The sequence below is a fragment of the Bradyrhizobium sp. LB13.1 genome, assembly GCF_054056815.1.
Genome location: NZ_JBSRYQ010000001.1, coordinates 3,830,736 through 3,848,361, shown reverse-complemented (window position 1 = coordinate 3,848,361; position 17,626 = coordinate 3,830,736). Strand labels below are relative to the sequence as shown.

Sequence of the window (17,626 nt, the reverse complement as noted above, 5' to 3'; positions counted from 1 at the left end):
CGAAATTACGGCCGACGTTGGGGACTTGGTGGGATTCGTGCGGTAGCGCATGGGGTCAATCGACAGGTATATCTTCCGCACGACGCTCGCGTCGTTTGCGCTGGTCCTGGTCAGCCTGACGGGCGTGATCTGGATTACGCAGGCGTTGCGCGGCATCGACCTGATGACGAGCCAGGGTCAGACCATCCTGACCTTCCTCGGCATCACCAGCCTCGTCGTGCCCGCGCTGGTCCTGATCATCTCGCCGATCGCGCTGATGATCGCGATCTCGCATACGCTGAACAAGCTCGCGACCGATTCCGAGATCATCGTGATGAATGCCGCCGGCTTCTCGCCGTTCCGGCTGTTCTATCCGTTCTTCTACGCCACCTGCGTGGTGGCGCTGCTGGTCGCCTTCATCGCGGCCTATCTCGCCCCCGACGGCATGCGGCGGATCAAGCAGTGGGACGCCGAGATCACTGCCGACGTGCTCACAAACATCCTCCAGCCCGGCCGCTTCGCCCAGCTCGACAAGAACCTGACGATCCGGATTCGCGAACGTCAGCCCGGCGGCATCCTCGCCGGCATATTCATCGACGACCGCCGCGATCCGAACGAGCGCGTCTCGATCGTCGCCGAGCACGGCGAAGTCGTGAAGAACGACACCGGATCGTTCCTGGTGCTGGAGACCGGCAATCTCCAGCGCTTCGAGGCCGGCAAGCGCGATCCCGCGCTGGTGGCGTTCGGCCGCTACGGCTTCGACATGTCGAAGTTCTCGGGCCAGGGCCGCGACGTCGCCCTCGGCATCCGCGAGCGTTATCTCTGGGAGCTGCTCTCGCCGTCAGAAGACGACCCCGTCTACAAGCAGATTCCCGGCCAGTTCCGCTCGGCCTTGCATGACAGCCTGTTGGCGCCGATCTATCCGTTCGCCTTTGCCGTGCTGACCTTTGCGTTCCTGGGGGCGCCACGCACCACCCGCCAGAGCCGCAATTTCTCGATCGGCTCCTCGATCCTCGCCGTGTTCGGCCTGCGCATGGCCGGCTTCGCCTGCTCGGTGGTGGCCGTGAAATCGCCGGGCGCGGTGCTGGTCCAATATGCGATGGTCTTTGGTGCCATCGGCATCGGGCTGGCGATCATCATCGGCGGCCTCGTGGTCGAACCGCCGCCGCGCCTCATGGAGGCCATCAACAGGTCGAACGCGCGCATCGCGCGGCTGTTCGGACGGCCGGCTACCGCATGAGCATGCTCACCAACACACTCGGGCGCTATTTCGCCGGCCGTTTCGTGGTCGCAGCGCTCGGCGTGTTCGCCAGCATTTTCCTGCTGCTGGTGCTGGTCGACTACATCGAGATGGTGCGCAAGACCTCGGGCCTTGCATCCGCCTCCGCGGTCATGGTGGCAGAGACCTCGCTGTTCCGCGTGCCGCAGCTGTTGGAGAAGCTGACGCCGTTCTGCATGCTGATCGGCGCCATGACCTGCTATCTCGCCCTCTCCCGCCGGCTCGAGCTCGTGGTCGCGCGCGCCGCCGGCGTCTCCGCATGGCAATTCATCTCGCCGGCGCTCGGCAGTGCGCTGCTGATCGGAGTGATCGCCACCGTCGCCTACAATCCGATGTCGGCCAATCTGCGCGAACTCTCCAAGCGCATGGAAGCCGAGCTGTTCGGCTCTGCGCCCGGCGGCGGCATTCAGGACGCCTCCGGTTTCTGGCTCAATCAGGTCACCAATGACGGCCAGACCATCATCAACGCGGCGCGCAGCGAGCAGCAGGGCGTCCGGCTCACGGGGCTCACGCTGTTCCGGTTCGACACGGAGCAGCACTTCAAGGAACGCGTCGAGGCGCGCGAGGCGACGCTCGAGTCCGGCCGTTGGCTGTTCAAGGGCGTCCGCCGCTTCTCGCTGGATTCGCCGCCGATCGACCAGGCCAGCCTGGAGATTCCGACGACGCTGACCGAGGCACAGGTCCGCAACAGTTTTTCCACACCCGAGACTGTGTCCTTTTGGCAACTACCGAGCTACATCCGCTCCTCCGAAAGCTCGGGCTTCGCGACAGCCGGATACCGACTCCAGTATCAGAAGCTTCTGGCGCAGCCGTTTTTGCTTGCAGCAATGGTGATGCTGGCGGCCTCCGTGTCGTTGCGCTTCTTCCGGATGGGCGGCGTACAGAAGATGGTTTTGAGTGGCGTGGGCGCAGGCTTTCTGCTCTACGTTTTGTCGAAAGTGACTGAAGATTTGAGCAAGGCTGAGTTGATGCATCCGATCGCTGCGGCGTGGTTGCCCGTGGTGGTGGGCGGCCTCACCGGCTTTTTGGCCTTGCTGTATCAGGAGGACGGATAGTGACGGCCGTCCACCAAGGACCCGTGTCTCGTTGGACGCGGCGCACATTGGTGCGCGCGAACGGGTTTGGCTTGTCCATTCGCAGGTTCCTGCTTGCTTTCGCCGCCGTGGCATCGCTCGGTGGCCTGATCGACGTTGCCGTCGTGGCGCCGGCCTCCGCCCAGGGCTTCACCTACAATCCGCTGCCGCCGCGTCCGAAGCCGCCGAAGGTCGCCAACGACAACCAGATGCTGGTTCAGGCAACCGAGGTCGACTACGACTACAACAATTCGCGCGTCTCCGCGGTCGGTAACGTCCAGCTGTTCTATAACGGCACCAGCGTCGAGGCCGACAAGGTCATCTACGACCAGAAGACCAAGCGGCTCCATGCCGAAGGCAACATCCGCATGACGGATGCCGACGGCAAGATCACCTATGCCGAGATCCTGGATCTTTCCGACGATTACCGTGACGGTTTCGTCGATTCGCTGCGCGTGGACACGGCCGACCAGACCCGCATGGCGGCGAGCCGCTCCGATCGCTCCAGCGGCAACTACACGGTGTTCGAGAACGGCGTCTACACCGCCTGCGCGCCGTGCAAGGACGATCCGAAGAAGCCGCCGCTGTGGCAGGTCAAGGGGTGCGCGCATCATCCACGACCAGCAGGAGAAGATGCTGTATTTCGAGACGGCGCAGCTCGAATTCTTCGGCGTGCCGATCGCCTATATGCCCTATTTCTCGACGCCCGACCCGACCGTGAAGCGCAAGTCCGGCTTCCTGATGCCGGGCTTCACGTCGAACACGCCGTTCGGCTACGGCGTCGAGGTTCCGTTCTACTGGGCGATCGCGCCCGACATGGACGCGACCTTCAACCCGCGCATCACGTCCAAGCAGGGCGTGCTATTCCAGGCCGAGTTCCGCCAGCGCCTGATGGACGGCGCCTATCAGATCCGCGTCTACGGCATCGACCAGCTCGATCCGAGCGCGCTCGCCGGCCAGCCCGGCGACAAGCAGTTCCGCGGCGCCGTCGACACCAAGGGTCAGTTCGCGCTGAACGACAAGTGGGTCTGGGGCTGGGACGGCGTCCTCATGTCCGACTATTATTTCTTCTCGGACTACCGGTTGTCGCAATATCGCGATCCGTTGGGCTCGTTCCTGTATCTGCCGACGGATGCGCTCTCGCAGCTTTATCTGACCGGTGTCGGCAATCGCAGCTTCTTCGACGCGCGCACGATGTACTGGCTGAGTTACTCGGGCAACCAGAGCCAGGTCCCGGTCGTCTACCCCGTGATCGATTACTCGAACGTGCTGAACTATCCGGTGTTCGGCGGCGAGTTCAGCTACAAGACCAATTTCGTGAACCTGTCGCGTGACACCGCCGTGTTCGATCCGATCACGACGCTCGCCAACACCAACAGCCTGTGCACGACGACGTCGGCCGATCCGCTCGCCCGCACGCCGTCGCAGTGCCTGCTACGCGGCTTCCCGGGCACCTACACCCGCCTGACGGCCGAAGCGCAGTGGCGCAAATCCTACACCGATCCGTTCGGTGAAATCTGGACTCCGTTCGCCATTCTCCGCGCCGATGCGATCAACTCCTCGGTCTCGAACCAGCCGGGCGTGTCGAACTATCTTCCCGTCGGCGACACCCAGGCATTCCGCCTGATGCCGACTGTCGGTCTCGAATACCGCTACCCCTTCATCAACATTCAGCCCTGGGGCTCGACCACCATCGAACCGATCGCGCAGGTCATCATCCGGCCGAACGAGACCTATGCCGGCAAGCTCCCCAACGAGGACGCCCAGAGCATGGTGTTCGACGCCTCGAACCTGTTCAGCGTCGACAAGTTTTCCGGCTACGACCGCGTCGAGGGCGGCGGCCGCGCCAATGTCGGCGTGCAGTCCACCACGCAATTCGACAAGGGCGGCGCCGTCAAGGTGCTGTTCGGCCAGTCCTACCAGCTGTTCGGCATGAACTCCTTCGCAGTCCAGGACTCCATCAATACCGGCGTGGATTCCGGCCTGCAAAGGCCGCGTTCCGACTATGTGGCGAGCGCCGCCTACTCGCCCAACAGCACCTATACGTTCAGCGTCCGCTCCCGCATGGACGAGCAGACCTGGAACGTCCAGCGCTTCGAGGCGGAAGGCCGCGCCAACTTCAATCGCTGGTCGATCAGCATGCTGTACGGCAATTACGCGGCGCAGCCGGAACTCGGCTATCTGACCCGCCGCGAGGGCATCCTGACGTCGGGCTCGATCAAGGTCGCGGCCAATTGGGTGGTCACGGGCTCGGCGCGCTGGGACCTGGAGGCCAACAAGATCAACCAGTATGTGCTCGGTGCCGGCTATGTCGACGATTGTTTTGTGCTCGGCTTGAACTACGTAACTGCGTATAGCTATTCCGCGGGCTCGACGCCGCCCGTGCTGAACCACGCGATCATGTTCCAGATCGGCCTGCGCACGCTGGCGAATACATCGACGGCCAGCAGTTCCGGCGGCGGCCTCCAGTGAACGGTTTGAAGTGACGGCCGCGTGTTCCCGATCGCAGGATCACCGCGGCTGACATGCGAGCGACAAATATGATGATGCCATTGCCTGTCTTCCGCCTGCTCCTAGTTCTCGCCGCCCTGCTCCTGGCCGGCACGCCCTTGCGCGCGCAGAACATCGTCGTGATGGTCAACGGCGATCCGATCACCGACTTCGACATCGAGCAGCGCTCCAAGCTCGACCAGCTGACGACGCAGAAGATGCCGGCCCGTCAGGACGTCATCAACGAGCTGATCGACGACCGGGTGAAGCTGAAGGAAGGCAAGAAATACGGCGTCGACCCCGGCGTCTCCGACATCAACCAGTCCTACGAGGGCATGGCGCAGCGCATGCGCATCTCGCCGGACCAGCTCACCAAATCGCTCGAGATCAAGGGCGTCCGCCCCGAAACCCTGAAGACCCGCATGAAGGCCGAGATGGTCTGGACAAGCCTCGTGCGCGGCCGCTTCAAGGAGAAGCTGATGGTCGGCGAGAAGGACGTCGCGCAGGCCGTGCAGGCCCAGACCGGCGACAAGCTTCAGATCGAGGGCACCGAATACAAGATGCAGCCGATCGTGCTGATCGTGCCGCGCGGCTCGTCGCCGGCATTCCTGGAGACGCGGCACAAGGAAGCCGAGCAATATCGCTCGCGCGTCGGAAGCTGCGAAGAAGCCAATTCCTTGTTCCGTTCCACGCCGAACGCCACCATCCGCGACACCGTCACCAAGACCACGGCGGAGCTGCCCGAGGCGCTGCGCAAGGTGCTCGACGACACGCCGATCGGCCACCTGACCGCGCCCGAGGCGACCAAGGCGGGCATCGAGATGGTGGTGCTGTGCTCGCGCAAGCCGACCATGATCGACACGCCGAAGAAGCGCGAGGTCCGCGAGAAGATGTATCAGGAGAAGTACGAGAAGACCCAGAAGACCTATCTCGATGACCTCCGCAGGGCCGCAATGATCGAATATCGCAACCGCTGATGGCCAGGCAGCCAGCCAAGCCCCTCGCCCTGACGCTGGGAGAGCCTGCCGGCATCGGCCCCGACATCGCCATCGCAGCCTGGCTCAAGCGCCGCGAACTGGACCTGCCCGCCTTCTACCTACTCGGCGACGAGGCGCTGATCGCCCGCCGCGCCGAGGCGCTCGGCGCCGACGTCAGGATCGCCTCGGTGAGCGCCGGCGGGGCCTTATCCGTCTTCGCCGAGGCCCTGCCCGTGGTTGCGACCGGCGAGCCCGCGAGCGCCGAGCCCGGCAAGCCCGACGCATCGAGCGCCCCGGCCGCGCTCGCCTCGATCCGCCAGGCGGTCACTGACGTCCGCGAGGGTCGCGCCGGCGCCGTCGTCACCAACCCGATCGCCAAGAGCGTGCTCTACCGCGCCGGCTTCCGCCATCCCGGCCACACCGAATTCCTCGCCGAGCTCGCCGCGGAAGACGGCCGCGTGCCGCAGCCGGTGATGATGCTGTGGTCGCCGCAGCTCGCCGTAGTGCCCGTGACCATCCACGTCTCCTTGCGCGATGCGCTGGCCCAGCTCACCAGCGAGCTGATCGTCTCGACCGTGCGCATCGTCGCAACCGAACTGAAATCCCGCTTCGGTATCTCAAATCCGCGCATCGCGATCTCCGGCCTCAATCCGCATGCGGGCGAGGACGGTTCGCTCGGCCACGAGGAGCAGACCGTGATCGCGCCGGCGCTCAAGGCGTTGCGCAGCGAGGGCATCGAGGCGAAGGGACCGCTTCCTGCCGACACCATGTTTCACGAAGCCGCGCGAAACAGCTATGACTGCGCCGTCTGCATGTACCACGACCAGGCGCTGATCCCGATCAAGACGGTGGCATTCGACGACGCGGTCAACGTCACGCTCGGCCTGCCCTTCATCCGCACCTCGCCCGACCACGGCACCGCCTTCGACATCGCCGGCACCGGCAAAGCCAATCCGGCAAGCCTGATCGCGGCGTTGAGGCTTGCGAGCCGGATGGCGGCTGCGAAAATCCGATGAGCGCGATCGACGACCTCCCGCCGCTTCGCGAGGTCATTCGCCAGCACGATTTGTCGGCACGCAAATCGCTCGGCCAGAATTTCCTCCTCGACCTCAATCTCACCGCGCGCATCGCCCGTGCGGCGGCTCCGCTCGAGGACTCCACCATCGTGGAGATCGGTCCCGGCCCGGGCGGACTAACGCGCGCGCTGCTCGCGCTCGGCGCCAGACGCGTCATCGCCATCGAGCATGACGAGCGTGCGATTCCTGCCTTGCAGGATATTTCCGCGCGCTATCCCGGCCGTCTGGAGATCGTGCATGGCGACGCCACGACCTTCGACCCGCGCCCGCTGCTATCAGGCGAACGAGCAAAGATCGTCGCCAACCTGCCCTACAACATCGCGACCCACCTTCTGATCGGCTGGCTCACCACCGAGCCCTGGCCGCCCTGGTACGACATGATGGTCTTGATGTTCCAGCGCGAGGTCGGCGAACGCATCGTGGCGCGCGAGGACGAGGAGGCCTTTGGCCGCCTCGGCGTGCTCGCCAACTGGCGCTGCGAGACCAAGATCCTGTTCGACATCGCGCCGTCCGCCTTCGTGCCGCCGCCGAAGGTCACGTCTTCGGTCGTGCGGCTGACACCGCGCGAACAGCCTCTCGCCTGCGACCGCAAGCTGCTCGAACAGGTCGCGGCCGCCGCCTTCGGCCAACGCCGCAAGATGCTGCGCCAGAGCCTGAAGTCGCTCGGCGCCGATCCCGCGCGGCTCGCCGCAGCGGCCGGCGTCGATGCGACGCGGCGCGCGGAGACCATTCCGATTTCCGGCTTTGTTGCCATGGCGCGTGAATTGGCGGATATACGAAACGAAAACTAAGACAGAAATTCTGGAGGAAGAAATATGGCGTTGATGCGTCGGCAGTCCCTGGTCAAGTTCGATGCGCCGCTGTGCGAGACCATCGTTGACACGCCAAAGCCGACAGGGCGCGAGGTGCTGGTGCGCATCGAGCGCTGCGGCCTCTGCCACTCCGATCTGCACATCCAGGACGGTTATGCCGATCTCGGCGGCGGCAAGAAGCTCGACACCACGCGCGGCATGACGCTGCCCTTCACGCTCGGCCACGAGATCGCCGGCGTGGTCGACGAAGTTGGTCCGGAGGTAGCGACCGGCCTCCTAGGTCACAAGAAGGCGGTGTTTCCGTGGATCGGCTGCGGCCAGTGCCGCGACTGCGCCAATGGCGACGAGAACCTCTGCGCCAAGCAACGCTTTCTCGGCGTCTCCATCGACGGTGGCTTCGCCACCCATGTGCTGGTGCCCGACGCGAAATATCTGCTCGACTACGACCCCCTGCCCGTCAACCAGGCTGCGACCCTGATGTGCTCCGGCGTCACCGCCTACGGTGCGCTCAAGCGCCTGGTCGACCGTCCGCGCCAGCGCAACCTCCTGTTGATCGGCCTCGGCGGTGTCGGCATGATGGGCCTTTCCTTTGCAGAGGCCATGTTCAAGCAGCCGATCACGGTCGCCGACCTCAGCAGCGCCGCGCGCGAGACCGCGTTGAAGAACGGCGCGGCGGTGGCTTACGATCCGGCCGAGCCCGATGTGGTCAAGCGCATCCTCAAGGAGACCGAGGGCGGCTTCGACGAGATCGTCGATTTCGCCGGCAACGAGAAGTCGATGGCCTTCGCGGTCGCCGTCGTCGCGCGCGGCGGCAAGATCGTGGTCTCCGGCCTGATGGGCGGCCAATTCACGCTGCCGATGGTGCAGTGGGTCTACAAGCGCATGACCATCGAGGGCTTCATGGTCGGCACGCTCACCGAGGCCCAGGAGCTGATGGCGCTCGCCCGCGCCGGCAAGATCAAGCCGACGCCGATGCGCGAGGAGCCGATGGGCGACGTCCAGACATGGATCGACGAATTGCGCGCCGGCAAGGTGGTCGGCCGCATCGTGCTGAAGAATTAGCGACGCAAGGATCGAGCGGCCGTGGCGGCGGGATCGATCTCCCGGCGCCCCGCTTTGATGATCGCGATTGACGCAAGGTGCGGTTCCGAATTGGGGAACCCACCGCCCGCGGATATGGTCCTCGCCAGCTCTTTCCTGGAATTCTCGCAAGACAATTCTCGCAAGACCATGCAGACCATTCGCCGCCTCCTCGCCGGCGAATCCGGCGCCACCGCGATCGAGTACGGCCTGATCGCCGCCGGCATCGCGCTCGCGATCATCGCCGTCGTCAACAACCTCGGCTCGACACTGAACAAGAAGTTCAGCGCGATCCGCACCTCGCTGAACTAACGCGGACACCCGCGTTAGTTCGCGGCACCTCGCCTTGGGCGCGGAACGTCGGCGGCCGCCTTGCGTTGGCAGCGCATGTCCATTCGTTGCACCGTCGAAAGCGCATTCTTCATCGCCTGGAGCTTCCTGGAGCAGAGCGGAGAGCTCGGCCCTCCGGACGAGTCCGCGAACGTCCTTCTCGACGCCATCGAAGCCCAGCTCAGGACTGGCGAACGCCGCCAGTTGATGCTCGCCAACAAGGCGATCGATGCCTATCGCGCGCATGCAGCCAAAGGCCGGTCCGCGCACGACTGCGAAGCCCGCTTCGGGTGACGAACGTCGCCGCCGCCCTCGGGGTTGCCGGCCCCGGCGGCGTACAGGTATAGGCCGGCGGTCCGTCGGGCGGAGCGCGCGGGGTGCGTCGCTCCGCAGCGAGGACGCTACGCCGATCCGCGTGCCTGCTGTGTGCACTCCTGCACAAGAGTTCATGAAGTTGAATGCCTCCGGTTCGGCCGCGCCACGCGGCCCCGCCGACTTCCGGATTCCGCAAGCCAGAGGCCAACTTTTCAACGCCCGAAAAACGCCTTGTGTGCACTTTGGAACCGTCGGCCCTGTCACGGAAACGTAGGGTTCTGGCTGGTGCCGATTCCCGGCCAGAGCAAGTCATGTGACCGGTCGGCCCCAGAACGATCTTCTCCAGCGGCTCAGTTATCCGGATTTCGAGCTGCTCGCGCCTCACCTCCAGCCGGTCGAACTCGAGGCAAGCCACATCCTGCATCACGCCGGCGACGAGATGACGGCGGTTCATTTTCCTTGCGGCTCCACTCTGGTGTCGTTCGCGGTGCCGGTCGAGGACGATCGCGAGGTCGAAAGCCTGCTGGTGGGGCACGAGGGCGCGGTGGGCATTGCCGCCGGCCGCAGCGCCTCGCTCGCCTATTCGCGCATCGTCGTGAAACTGGGCGGCACCCTGATGCGGCTGCCGCTGCGCTCGCTCGAGCAGACCCAGCAGAGGTCGGCCACGCTCCATCAGGTGTTCTCGCGCTATGCCGACTGCCAGTTCGCGCAGCTGCTCCAGACCGCGGCCTGCAACGCCGCCCATTCGATCGAGCAGCGTGCCGCCAAGTGGATCATCTCGGCACAGGAGCACATCGGCGGCCCCCAGATCCCCCTCACCCACGAGCAGCTCGCCGGCATGCTCGGCGTGTCCCGCAGCTATGCCAGCCGCGTCATCCAGATGTTCAAGGCGAGGCGGATCCTCGCGACCCGCCGTGGCGCCATCCTGATCCTCGACGCGCCGGCGCTCGAAGCCAGAGCCTGCCGTTGCAACGATTGGGTGAAGAAGCATTTCGACGAAGTGCTGGGCGGGCGCCATCTGCCGACGGCTGACACTTTGCGGCCTCACGCTGGCGGCGGCGACTGACGCTTGAGGTGTAGATAGATCGGACTGAAGTCTCCGAGCCGCTGCAATTCGCGCCATTTCAGGACGATCAGCTCGCTGTCGCGCAAGTCCATGGTCCCACTCCGCCTGAGGTCGGCGAGCGTCCGGTTCACCGTCGCGATCGCCATGCCCAACGTCTCGCCGAGCTGCGCCAAGCTGATCGGCAGACGGCAGCGATTGCCGCGGACGAGCTGCGCCGCGCGGGCGCGGTAGAACAGCTCGCAGAACAGGTGCGCCATGCGCGCCTGCATCGGCCGCGCACTGTTGTTGGTGATGGCCTCGCGAAATATCGAGGCATCGCGCAGCGTTTCGCGCCAGACCGCCAGAGCAAAGGTCGGCCGCCGCCGGAAGGCAGCGAACAATTGGCGATGCGGAATAAAGGCGATCGAGGCTGGCCCCAACGCACTCAAGCCGTGATCCATCTGGTCGATGAACAGACCCTGCGCATCGGGCAGGTCGCCGGCCAGATGGAACGCAAGATATTGCCGCCGCCCGCTGCCGAGCAGATGGTAGCGCGCGATCATGCCTGTGACGACCAGTGCCGAATGTTCGGGCTCATCGCCCTGACGGATGAAATCTTCGTTCGGCGCGACCTCGCGCAGCATGAAGGTGAGCGCGCGGATCTCGGCGATGTCCTCCAGCGCGAGCGCGGTGTGCTCGCACAGGTTCCGGATCAGCACGTCATATGCTTTTTCCATGCACAGGGTCCGCGAAAAAAAGGTGCCCACTGTATCAATTGATACATCTGGCAAGAATCTCGCGGACTAGAACTCGCATCGACGGGACTGGTTGCTAAGTGCGTCGGCAACGGTCTGGATCCTGACTCTCATCAATCCCGAATGCGGAATGGGCCGCCTCCTCTCATGAGTTACACGACCGTACTGGAGCGCATTTGCGGATTGCTGAGCTGGGGCCCAAGCAAAGCTTCGGGCAGGATCAGGAACATCTCGCGGGAGGCCGCGCACGAGGAGCCGAGCCGGCCGATGTCGGACTGGGAATTGGCCCGCGCCATCCGCGAGTTCCGTTCCGCGCCAGCATCGAAGGACGAATGACTGCACCCACGGCCAACACACCCCACGCCAAATTCATCCAGCGGCTCCAGGCGATCGCGGACCTCTCTGACGGCGAGCGCGCGGCAGTGGGTCGCGCGTCTCGGTGGGCAGGCGGCGCTCTCCAGGGTGGCGCACCTGATCTGCGAGCTGGCGACACGACTGGAGACGGTTGGGCGTGCGGCGGAAGGCTGCTTCCAGATGCCGATGAAGCAGCGGCACGTTGCCGATGCCAGCGGATTGTCGATCGTCCACGTCAATCGTACCATCCAGGAACTGAGACAGCGCCGATTGATTGCCTGGGAGGAAGCGAGATCGAGCTGCTGCAACCCGACCAACTCCGCACGCTCGCGGATTTCACGCCGGATTATCTGGCCTGACCGAGGCGGGTGAATGCGCCGCCAGCTGGGGCGCCGCACGCGCTACCCGCTCCGTCGAATCTCCTCCCGCTCCTTCTCGACCCGCTCGGCGTCTTTGTCATCGACCTTCATCAGATCGGCGCGGCCGCTGGCCTTGAGCAGCTCGTCGAGCTTGGCGTGAGTCGCCTGGGTATCGCGGTGCTCGGTCCGCTGGATCACCAGCGTCATGCCCCATGTCGCCAGCGTCGCGAACGAGTGCCATTCAAGCCCGTTGCCCAGCGCGCCCAGGCGACGCGATGTGGCAGAAGCAGAAGAACAATCGGTCAATTTCGTCGATTGGGCGAGGCGTTTCGCTTACCTGCGAGCGGCTTCGCTACCTCTCGAGCGCACTCGACGAGCAGCCGCTGAGCAGGGTTTGGCGTTCTGCCATTAAGCGCAACGATCCCTACCGGCCACATCTGAATAGGCATTTCGACGGGTAAGACCTTCATCGACAGCCGCTTCGCGCTGAAGTGCAACATCGATGCCGGAAGGAAACTCAGGAATCGTTCCGACGAAAGCAACGCCGACTGCATAAGGATCGAATACACGGTTACGCTGGCACGTGGCACCTCCAGTCCGGAGGCGTGAAATGCGTTGGCAATCCAGCCGCCCGGAAAACTTTCGCGCGGCGGCAGGCACCAACGCTCGTTGACCAGCTCGTCGAGGCGGATCTTGCGCCGCCGCACCCACGGACTGTGCAAGCCTGCAACAACGACACCGCTTTCGTGCAACAGCACCTCAACATCGGTATCGGCAGCCGGCGTCGAGCTCGGCAGGCGCCCTATCATGAGGTCGATGTCGTGATTGCGCAGATGGCGATCCTGAAGCTCAGGCGGTTCGCCCTCGATGATGTGAAGCGCGAGCCTCGGGTATTGCCGGGACAGCCGGTCAATAATGGCGGGCAGTAATCCAGCCATCACGGGCTCGGTGCTGCCAATGCGCAATTCACCCATCGCGGGATCAGCGAGCGATTGCAGCTCGTCCACGCCGCTCCGCAAATCGTTGCACAACGCAATGCTACGCTTGAGTAAGGCCTTGCCATAAAGCGTGGGCTCAACACCGAGCCGGCTGCGCTCTAGGAGCGGAAGGCCGATCGTTTGCTCCAGGCTCGCGATCATCTTGGATATGACAGGCTGTGAAATGGCAAGGTGCTCGGCCGCTTTCGCCATGCTCCCGTATTCCACGACGGCGATAAACACGTTCAGCTGCCGCAGCTTGATCCGATGGCTAATCTGGGATGCATTGAGCATGCTATCCTTTCTAAAATGGAATAGAAGTATCGGAAAATAGAACTTTTCATATATAGGTCTGCAGGACAAGCTCCAATCCGCGGTCACCTCCACCGCCAAGGATTGGAGCAGCCATGTCGAACATTTATGTAGCCCGTCGCACCTTCTTGCTCGGAAGCCTCGCGGGATTGTTGCTGCCCGGGAAGGTCGTCGCGCAACCTTATCCGTCCAATCTCATACGGATTGTCGTCCCTACCGGTGCGGGCACACCGCCCGACATTATCAGCCGCATGGTCGCCGACGGGCTCGCGGCCAATGAAGGCTGGCGGCTTGTGGTGGAAGATCGCCCGGGTGGGTTGCAGACCATTGCCATGAACGACGTGAGCGGCCGTCCGGCGGACGGTTATGCACTGCTGACCATGAGCCTTCCGATGACAGTCACTCCGTCTCTGCTTCCGAAGGCGGATGTACGGCCGGATGTGGATTTCGATCCGGTGATCAAGATATCGAAATCCTACACTGTGCTCGTTACAACGCCTTCCTTGCCGGTCGGCTCGCTGTCCGATCTGGTGGCGCTGCTCAAGAGCAAGCCGGGGAAGCTCAATTTCTGTTCCGCCGGCTTCGGCACTCCGTCGCATCTCATCGGCGAAATGTTTGCATTGCAGGCGGGCGTGCACGCCACCCACGTGCCCTACCAGCAGTTCTCCCAAGCAATCACCGATCTGATGAGCGGCAACGTCCAATACATGTTTGTCACCACGCTTCCAGTTATTGACCTCATTGCGACCGGCAAGTTGCGAGCGCTTGCCGTCACAGCCCCCACCAGGATCGCTGCCCTGGGCAACGTTCCCACTGTGGTCGAGGCAGGCCTTCCCGATCTGGTGACAGCCGATTGGATCGGCTTTGCAGCCAAGCGTGGTACGGCTGCAGAAATAACGTCGCAGCTCAACAAGGCAATTAACAAGGTCCTTGTCGAACCGAAGATCCACGCCGCGCTCGACAAAATAGGAGCCGTGGCCGTGGGTGGCACCGCTGCAGAATTTGGTGAGGGAATCCGGACTGACATCGCCCACTGGGCCAAGGTCGTGAAGGATGCGGATATCAAGCTACCTTGATGAGCCAGACCACATCCAAAACCCAAACGAGTGGCCGCGATGCAGCAGCATTGGCGATCACGCCGCCGCAGATTGTCGGCCCGTTCTATCCGGTCTCGCAGTGCCCCGATCTGGCAACCGATCTGGCGCGTCCAAGCGGCAGCACCGCTGAGGCACTGGGCCAGCTCATCCATGTCAGCGGACGTGTGCTCACGCGTCGGGGAGCGCCGGTGCCGCATGTACGCATCGACATCTGGCAAGCCAACGCAGCGGGGAAATATCGTCATCCGAGTGACATCAACCCAGCGCCGCTCGATCCCAATTTCAAAGGCTTCGCGCGTCTCACAACGGATGCGGCCGGGCACTACAGCTTTCGTACGGTCAAACCGGGTCGCTATCCGACGGCAGAAGGCGACGTCAGGCCACCGCACATTCACCTCGCCGTCGAGGGGCGGTTCGATTGCCTGGTAACCCAGCTGTATTTCGCTGGCGAAGGAGAAAACGTGACCGACCGCTGGCTCAATGCGGCTCCGCATCCGGAAAGGTTGATCGTTACTCTGCAAGATTCGCCATCACGCCTTGAGAGGCATGCGTTGGTCGCGCATTTTGACATTGTTCTTGCCAGCGGATGACAAGCGGTTTCAGGTGGCTCCAAGCCCGATTTGGGTCATTCGCGACCGGGCTGACGCGTCGGGCAAAACACCCCGTCAAGCCCTCACTTCAAAAAGATTTCACTTTTCCGAATTTCGGATTTATGGCATACGACGGTCATCCTGGCCCTGCCAAAGGGGCGTTCGCGATCGTCACGACATGCGGGCCGGGTGGCGGTGGACGCGGCAGCGACGGCGCGGGCAGCGTGATGACAGGGCGGGCAACCGTGAGTCCTCACGCGACGCGGTACGACACGGCGCTGGAGAGCGGGCTGGTCGGTTGTCAGGGGTGAGCACACGCGAGCCCCTGATGATCAGGCGGGTCCGTCCGCGGACGGAGAAGTCGTGTGGTCCTGACGCCCGGGGTCTGTGCGTCAAGTCCCAGCGGTGATGTGGCGGCCCGACCGGGCGTGCGCATCAGTCATCGGCGGGACGACGGGGGCAATAGTGCATCGCTCCCCGGGGAGAGCACGAAGGACACCGTTAAAACCATCCGCGCAGGGAAGGCCGGGCGATCGGCCACCCCATCGGTCCACCCCGTGTGCACTCTTGTCGCGCACGGACCAACGGGTGCCGCCGGCGCCCGGCCTTCCCTGCGCCCTTTGGCCTCCATTGGGCGATGAACAAAAGCAAGACTCGGGCAAAACCTGCCGCGGGAACACGCAACCATGCTCCCTTCCCGGCTCCCGCCCCTCGGTGCCTGCGGCGGCTCCGGAACCTTCCGCCGCTCGGACGGCTGCGGCGGAACCGAGACCTTGAGCAAGCAGTCGCAGCGAAAAAACCTGATTCCGCGGCGGAACGAATGCCGCGCAGGCCCGATTCAAGCCACATCCTCTCCGGATTCGCGGCTCATTGCCACCCAAGTCTTTGACGACAAAGGGAAGGTAACGAGTTGCGTCAGGCGTAATCGGGAGACCAGGATGGGCAACCGCACCGCAAAGTTCATATCCGCCCTCGCGGGCAGCATCATTGCCGGCGCGCCTTTGGCCGCCGTATCGCAGAATGCACCGACGGCACCGAGCACGGCAAATGCCGCGAGCGACTGCCTTGCCTCGCCAAAGGGCGCCGCGCCGCAGGGCCAGCATTGGCACTATCGCCTCGAGCGCGGGACCAAGCGGCAGTGCTGGTATCTGCGCGCCGAAGGCGGCAAGGCCACACAAACCGCACGGGTTGCGGCCGATACGCCGACAGCAGATTCAGCCGCGCCGCAGCAACACCCGGTGCAGGATGCGCGCGCCGAATATCTGACCCCGCAGAGCATTGCCGCGCCGAAGACGCCGGCGGCGCCGATGCAACAAGCTGCGAGCCCCTCCGCTGACACCAACGCGCAGCAGCCCGCCGTCGACGCGCGCTGGCCCGATGCCTCCGCGGCGTCCGTCACGCCCGCAGTGCAGCCATCGCCCGCCCCTGTCGCGGCTGCCGCGCAGCCGAGCGCGAAGCCGGCGAAATCCCCTGCTCCGATGGCTCTGGCTGCGGCCGACAGCTCCGCCGACAAGCCGACCGGCTCACTCCAGATGCTGCTGCTCGCGATCGGCGGCGCGCTGGCACTTGCCGGCATCCTCGCCAGCATCATCTATCGGTTCGCCGGCGGACGCGGACGCGTCCAGGCCGCCGACCATCGCCGCGTCAACTGGGACAATTTTGAGCCGCACGATCACGACGACGGCCGCGCGCCCTGGCTCAACGCAGCGCCGGCCGGCGCGCCGCGCGCGCAGCAGCCGCGCCCGGTCGATTTCGATGCCGTGCGTCCGCAGGCCGGGCCGCTCAAGACGGCACAGCTCGCCGCGATCGATCGCGAGATCGATGTGATCCACGCACGAGCACCGCAGGCCCGCGACGAGGCCGCAGCGTTCGACGACGCCGACATGTTCAACGGAGAATTCGAGATCGAGGCCGCAACGCCGCGGCTCGCGGCCAACGACGTCACTGACGAAGAGCCGGCCGTTCGCGATGATGGTGTGCAAATCGAGGACGCTGTCGACGTCGACGTGATCACGGCGATGCTGGAACGGCTGGCGCAGGAAGGGCCGCGGCTGAGGCAACCAGCTATTTCTCGAGCTGATTACGTAGACCCCGCACGAAGCCTTCAAGTCCGACCTGGCGTTCGCGCTTAAGCTGCTCGGCGCGAAGGATCGAACGCACAGCCTCGAATGCGAGGCCAATGTTGTCGTTGACAACGATATAGTCGTAAGCGTCGAAGTGGCTCATTTCGTCGCCCGCTTTTTTCATGCGGCCGCGGATGACCTCATCTGAATCCTGCGCACGCGTATGCAGGCGCTGCTCAAGTGCAGCAACCGACGGCGGAAGGATAAAAACGCTAACGACATCCTTTCCTGAACGATCGCGGAGTTGCTGGGTCCCTTGCCAATCGATGTCAAACAACACATCGTTCCCAGACGCTAGCGCAGCATCGACCGGACCTCGCGGTGTGCCATAACGATTCCCGAAGACGTGAGCCGATTCCAGTAGCTCACCAGCCTGCACCATCGTTTCGAAGCGTTTTTGATCGACGAAGAAATAGTCCTTCCCATCGACCTCGCCCGGCCGCATCGGCCGTGTTGTCGCGGACACCGACATCTGGAGACCTGGAGTCTCCGCAATCAGCATGCGCGACAGCGTCGTCTTGCCCGCGCCCGACGGCGAGGACAGCACGAACATCAATCCACGCCGCTCGACACCGTCAGTTCCGTGACCGCCAATCGTCATCG

The 17,626-nt window shown here is 64.1% G+C and carries 18 protein-coding genes and 1 pseudogene; 14 read left to right on the top strand and 5 right to left on the bottom strand.

Going from position 1 to position 17,626, the window contains the following annotated elements:
- Positions 1 to 49 precede the first annotated feature (49 nt).
- From lptF to ACVWYI_RS18070, 10 genes and pseudogenes are all read left to right on the top strand, one after another.
- Positions 50 to 1,219 carry an LPS export ABC transporter permease LptF gene (lptF, locus tag ACVWYI_RS18115; protein ID WP_247346345.1) on the top strand — a complete coding sequence of 390 codons (1,170 nt, stop codon included), beginning with the start codon at positions 50 to 52 and terminating at the stop codon, positions 1,217 to 1,219.
- Positions 1,216 to 2,313: an LPS export ABC transporter permease LptG gene (lptG, locus tag ACVWYI_RS18110; protein WP_247443439.1), complete on the top strand. Its 1,098-nt coding sequence runs from the start codon at positions 1,216 to 1,218 to the stop codon at positions 2,311 to 2,313. Before lptF ends, lptG begins: the two co-directional genes overlap by 4 nt.
- Positions 2,313 to 4,803: pseudogene (locus ACVWYI_RS18105) on the top strand (LPS-assembly protein LptD). The gene lptG and the pseudogene ACVWYI_RS18105 overlap by 1 nt, the downstream one beginning before the upstream one ends.
- A 68-nt stretch (positions 4,804 to 4,871) precedes the next feature.
- Complete coding sequence (locus tag ACVWYI_RS18100; RefSeq protein WP_456662793.1) at positions 4,872 to 5,798, top strand: peptidylprolyl isomerase; 927 nt, start codon at positions 4,872 to 4,874, stop codon at positions 5,796 to 5,798.
- The gene (gene pdxA / locus ACVWYI_RS18095) at positions 5,798 to 6,814 is read left to right on the top strand and encodes a 4-hydroxythreonine-4-phosphate dehydrogenase PdxA (protein WP_456662792.1); all 1,017 of its coding nucleotides are present in this window, start codon (positions 5,798 to 5,800) and stop codon (positions 6,812 to 6,814) included. The genes ACVWYI_RS18100 and pdxA overlap by 1 nt, the downstream gene beginning before the upstream one ends.
- On the top strand, positions 6,811 to 7,665 hold the full coding sequence (gene rsmA, locus ACVWYI_RS18090; protein ID WP_456650298.1) for a 16S rRNA (adenine(1518)-N(6)/adenine(1519)-N(6))-dimethyltransferase RsmA: 855 nt from the start codon (positions 6,811 to 6,813) through the stop codon (positions 7,663 to 7,665). Before pdxA ends, rsmA begins: the two co-directional genes overlap by 4 nt.
- 24 nt (positions 7,666 to 7,689) lie before the next feature.
- Positions 7,690 to 8,748 carry an alcohol dehydrogenase gene (locus tag ACVWYI_RS18085; protein ID WP_456662791.1) on the top strand — a complete coding sequence of 353 codons (1,059 nt, stop codon included), beginning with the start codon at positions 7,690 to 7,692 and terminating at the stop codon, positions 8,746 to 8,748.
- Between the two features lie 168 nt (positions 8,749 to 8,916).
- Positions 8,917 to 9,078, top strand: a complete 162-nt coding sequence (locus ACVWYI_RS18080) for a Flp family type IVb pilin (RefSeq protein WP_456664539.1) — start codon at positions 8,917 to 8,919, stop codon at positions 9,076 to 9,078.
- A 75-nt stretch (positions 9,079 to 9,153) separates the two neighbouring features.
- On the top strand, positions 9,154 to 9,390 hold the full coding sequence (locus ACVWYI_RS18075; protein ID WP_456662790.1) for a hypothetical protein: 237 nt from the start codon (positions 9,154 to 9,156) through the stop codon (positions 9,388 to 9,390).
- A gap of 334 nt (positions 9,391 to 9,724) precedes the next feature.
- Positions 9,725 to 10,477, top strand: a complete 753-nt coding sequence (locus tag ACVWYI_RS18070) for a Crp/Fnr family transcriptional regulator (RefSeq protein WP_456662789.1) — start codon at positions 9,725 to 9,727, stop codon at positions 10,475 to 10,477.
- Here the strand turns inward: ACVWYI_RS18070 and ACVWYI_RS18065 are convergent.
- Complete coding sequence (locus ACVWYI_RS18065) at positions 10,456 to 11,193, bottom strand: Crp/Fnr family transcriptional regulator (RefSeq protein WP_456662788.1); 738 nt, start codon at positions 11,191 to 11,193, stop codon at positions 10,456 to 10,458. The genes ACVWYI_RS18070 and ACVWYI_RS18065 overlap by 22 nt on opposite strands.
- Before the next feature lie 170 nt (positions 11,194 to 11,363).
- Complete coding sequence (locus ACVWYI_RS18060; RefSeq protein WP_456662787.1) at positions 11,364 to 11,507, bottom strand: hypothetical protein; 144 nt, start codon at positions 11,505 to 11,507, stop codon at positions 11,364 to 11,366.
- A 166-nt stretch (positions 11,508 to 11,673) separates the two neighbouring features.
- On the opposite strand from ACVWYI_RS18060, the gene ACVWYI_RS18055 reads away from it, so the two are divergent.
- A complete protein-coding gene (locus ACVWYI_RS18055; RefSeq protein WP_456662786.1) occupies positions 11,674 to 11,937 on the top strand; it encodes a helix-turn-helix domain-containing protein in 264 nt (87 codons plus the stop codon).
- 29 nt (positions 11,938 to 11,966) lie between these two features.
- Here the strand turns inward: ACVWYI_RS18055 and ACVWYI_RS18050 are convergent, their stop codons facing one another.
- Positions 11,967 to 12,131, bottom strand: a complete 165-nt coding sequence (locus ACVWYI_RS18050; RefSeq protein WP_247346323.1) for a low affinity iron permease family protein — start codon at positions 12,129 to 12,131, stop codon at positions 11,967 to 11,969.
- Positions 12,132 to 12,226: 95 nt separating this feature from the next.
- Complete coding sequence (locus ACVWYI_RS18045) at positions 12,227 to 13,195, bottom strand: LysR family transcriptional regulator (RefSeq protein WP_456662785.1); 969 nt, start codon at positions 13,193 to 13,195, stop codon at positions 12,227 to 12,229.
- A 113-nt stretch (positions 13,196 to 13,308) separates the two neighbouring features.
- On the opposite strand from ACVWYI_RS18045, the gene ACVWYI_RS18040 reads away from it, so the two are divergent.
- From ACVWYI_RS18040 to ACVWYI_RS18030, 3 genes are all read left to right on the top strand, one after another.
- Entirely contained in the window at positions 13,309 to 14,289 is a 981-nt protein-coding gene (locus ACVWYI_RS18040; RefSeq protein WP_456662784.1) for a Bug family tripartite tricarboxylate transporter substrate binding protein, read from the top strand.
- Complete coding sequence (locus tag ACVWYI_RS18035; RefSeq protein ID WP_456662783.1) at positions 14,289 to 14,900, top strand: dioxygenase family protein; 612 nt, start codon at positions 14,289 to 14,291, stop codon at positions 14,898 to 14,900. The genes ACVWYI_RS18040 and ACVWYI_RS18035 overlap by 1 nt, the downstream gene beginning before the upstream one ends.
- A gap of 938 nt (positions 14,901 to 15,838) precedes the next feature.
- Positions 15,839 to 17,032 (top strand): hypothetical protein, encoded by a 1,194-nt coding sequence (locus tag ACVWYI_RS18030; RefSeq protein ID WP_456662782.1) that lies wholly within the window; start codon positions 15,839 to 15,841, stop codon positions 17,030 to 17,032.
- Here the strand turns inward: ACVWYI_RS18030 and gmk are convergent.
- The gene (gene gmk / locus ACVWYI_RS18025; RefSeq protein ID WP_247346312.1) at positions 16,965 to 17,624 is read right to left on the bottom strand and encodes a guanylate kinase; all 660 of its coding nucleotides are present in this window, start codon (positions 17,622 to 17,624) and stop codon (positions 16,965 to 16,967) included. The genes ACVWYI_RS18030 and gmk overlap by 68 nt on opposite strands.
- Positions 17,625 to 17,626 lie beyond the last annotated feature (2 nt).

What these genes read in the sequence shown, in the direction of transcription:
- ACVWYI_RS18065 (WP_456662788.1), bottom strand. Translation starts at nt 11,193, where the DNA reads ATGGAAAAAGCATATGACGTGCTGATCCGGAACCTGTGCGAGCACACC.
- ACVWYI_RS18050 (WP_247346323.1), bottom strand. Translation starts at nt 12,131, where the DNA reads ATGACGCTGGTGATCCAGCGGACCGAGCACCGCGATACCCAGGCGACT.
- ACVWYI_RS18040 (WP_456662784.1), top strand. Translation starts at nt 13,309, where the DNA reads ATGTCGAACATTTATGTAGCCCGTCGCACCTTCTTGCTCGGAAGCCTC.
- ACVWYI_RS18035 (WP_456662783.1), top strand. Translation starts at nt 14,289, where the DNA reads ATGAGCCAGACCACATCCAAAACCCAAACGAGTGGCCGCGATGCAGCA.
- ACVWYI_RS18075 (WP_456662790.1), top strand. Translation starts at nt 9,154, where the DNA reads ATGTCCATTCGTTGCACCGTCGAAAGCGCATTCTTCATCGCCTGGAGC.
- lptF (WP_247346345.1), top strand. Translation starts at nt 50, where the DNA reads ATGGGGTCAATCGACAGGTATATCTTCCGCACGACGCTCGCGTCGTTT.
- pdxA (WP_456662792.1), top strand. Translation starts at nt 5,798, where the DNA reads ATGGCCAGGCAGCCAGCCAAGCCCCTCGCCCTGACGCTGGGAGAGCCT.
- ACVWYI_RS18045 (WP_456662785.1), bottom strand. Translation starts at nt 13,195, where the DNA reads ATGCTCAATGCATCCCAGATTAGCCATCGGATCAAGCTGCGGCAGCTG.
- ACVWYI_RS18085 (WP_456662791.1), top strand. Translation starts at nt 7,690, where the DNA reads ATGGCGTTGATGCGTCGGCAGTCCCTGGTCAAGTTCGATGCGCCGCTG.
- ACVWYI_RS18100 (WP_456662793.1), top strand. Translation starts at nt 4,872, where the DNA reads ATGATGATGCCATTGCCTGTCTTCCGCCTGCTCCTAGTTCTCGCCGCC.
- gmk (WP_247346312.1), bottom strand. Translation starts at nt 17,624, where the DNA reads ATGACGATTGGCGGTCACGGAACTGACGGTGTCGAGCGGCGTGGATTG.
- ACVWYI_RS18030 (WP_456662782.1), top strand. Translation starts at nt 15,839, where the DNA reads ATGGGCAACCGCACCGCAAAGTTCATATCCGCCCTCGCGGGCAGCATC.
- rsmA (WP_456650298.1), top strand. Translation starts at nt 6,811, where the DNA reads ATGAGCGCGATCGACGACCTCCCGCCGCTTCGCGAGGTCATTCGCCAG.
- lptG (WP_247443439.1), top strand. Translation starts at nt 1,216, where the DNA reads ATGAGCATGCTCACCAACACACTCGGGCGCTATTTCGCCGGCCGTTTC.
- ACVWYI_RS18080 (WP_456664539.1), top strand. Translation starts at nt 8,917, where the DNA reads ATGCAGACCATTCGCCGCCTCCTCGCCGGCGAATCCGGCGCCACCGCG.
- ACVWYI_RS18060 (WP_456662787.1), bottom strand. Translation starts at nt 11,507, where the DNA reads ATGGCGCGGGCCAATTCCCAGTCCGACATCGGCCGGCTCGGCTCCTCG.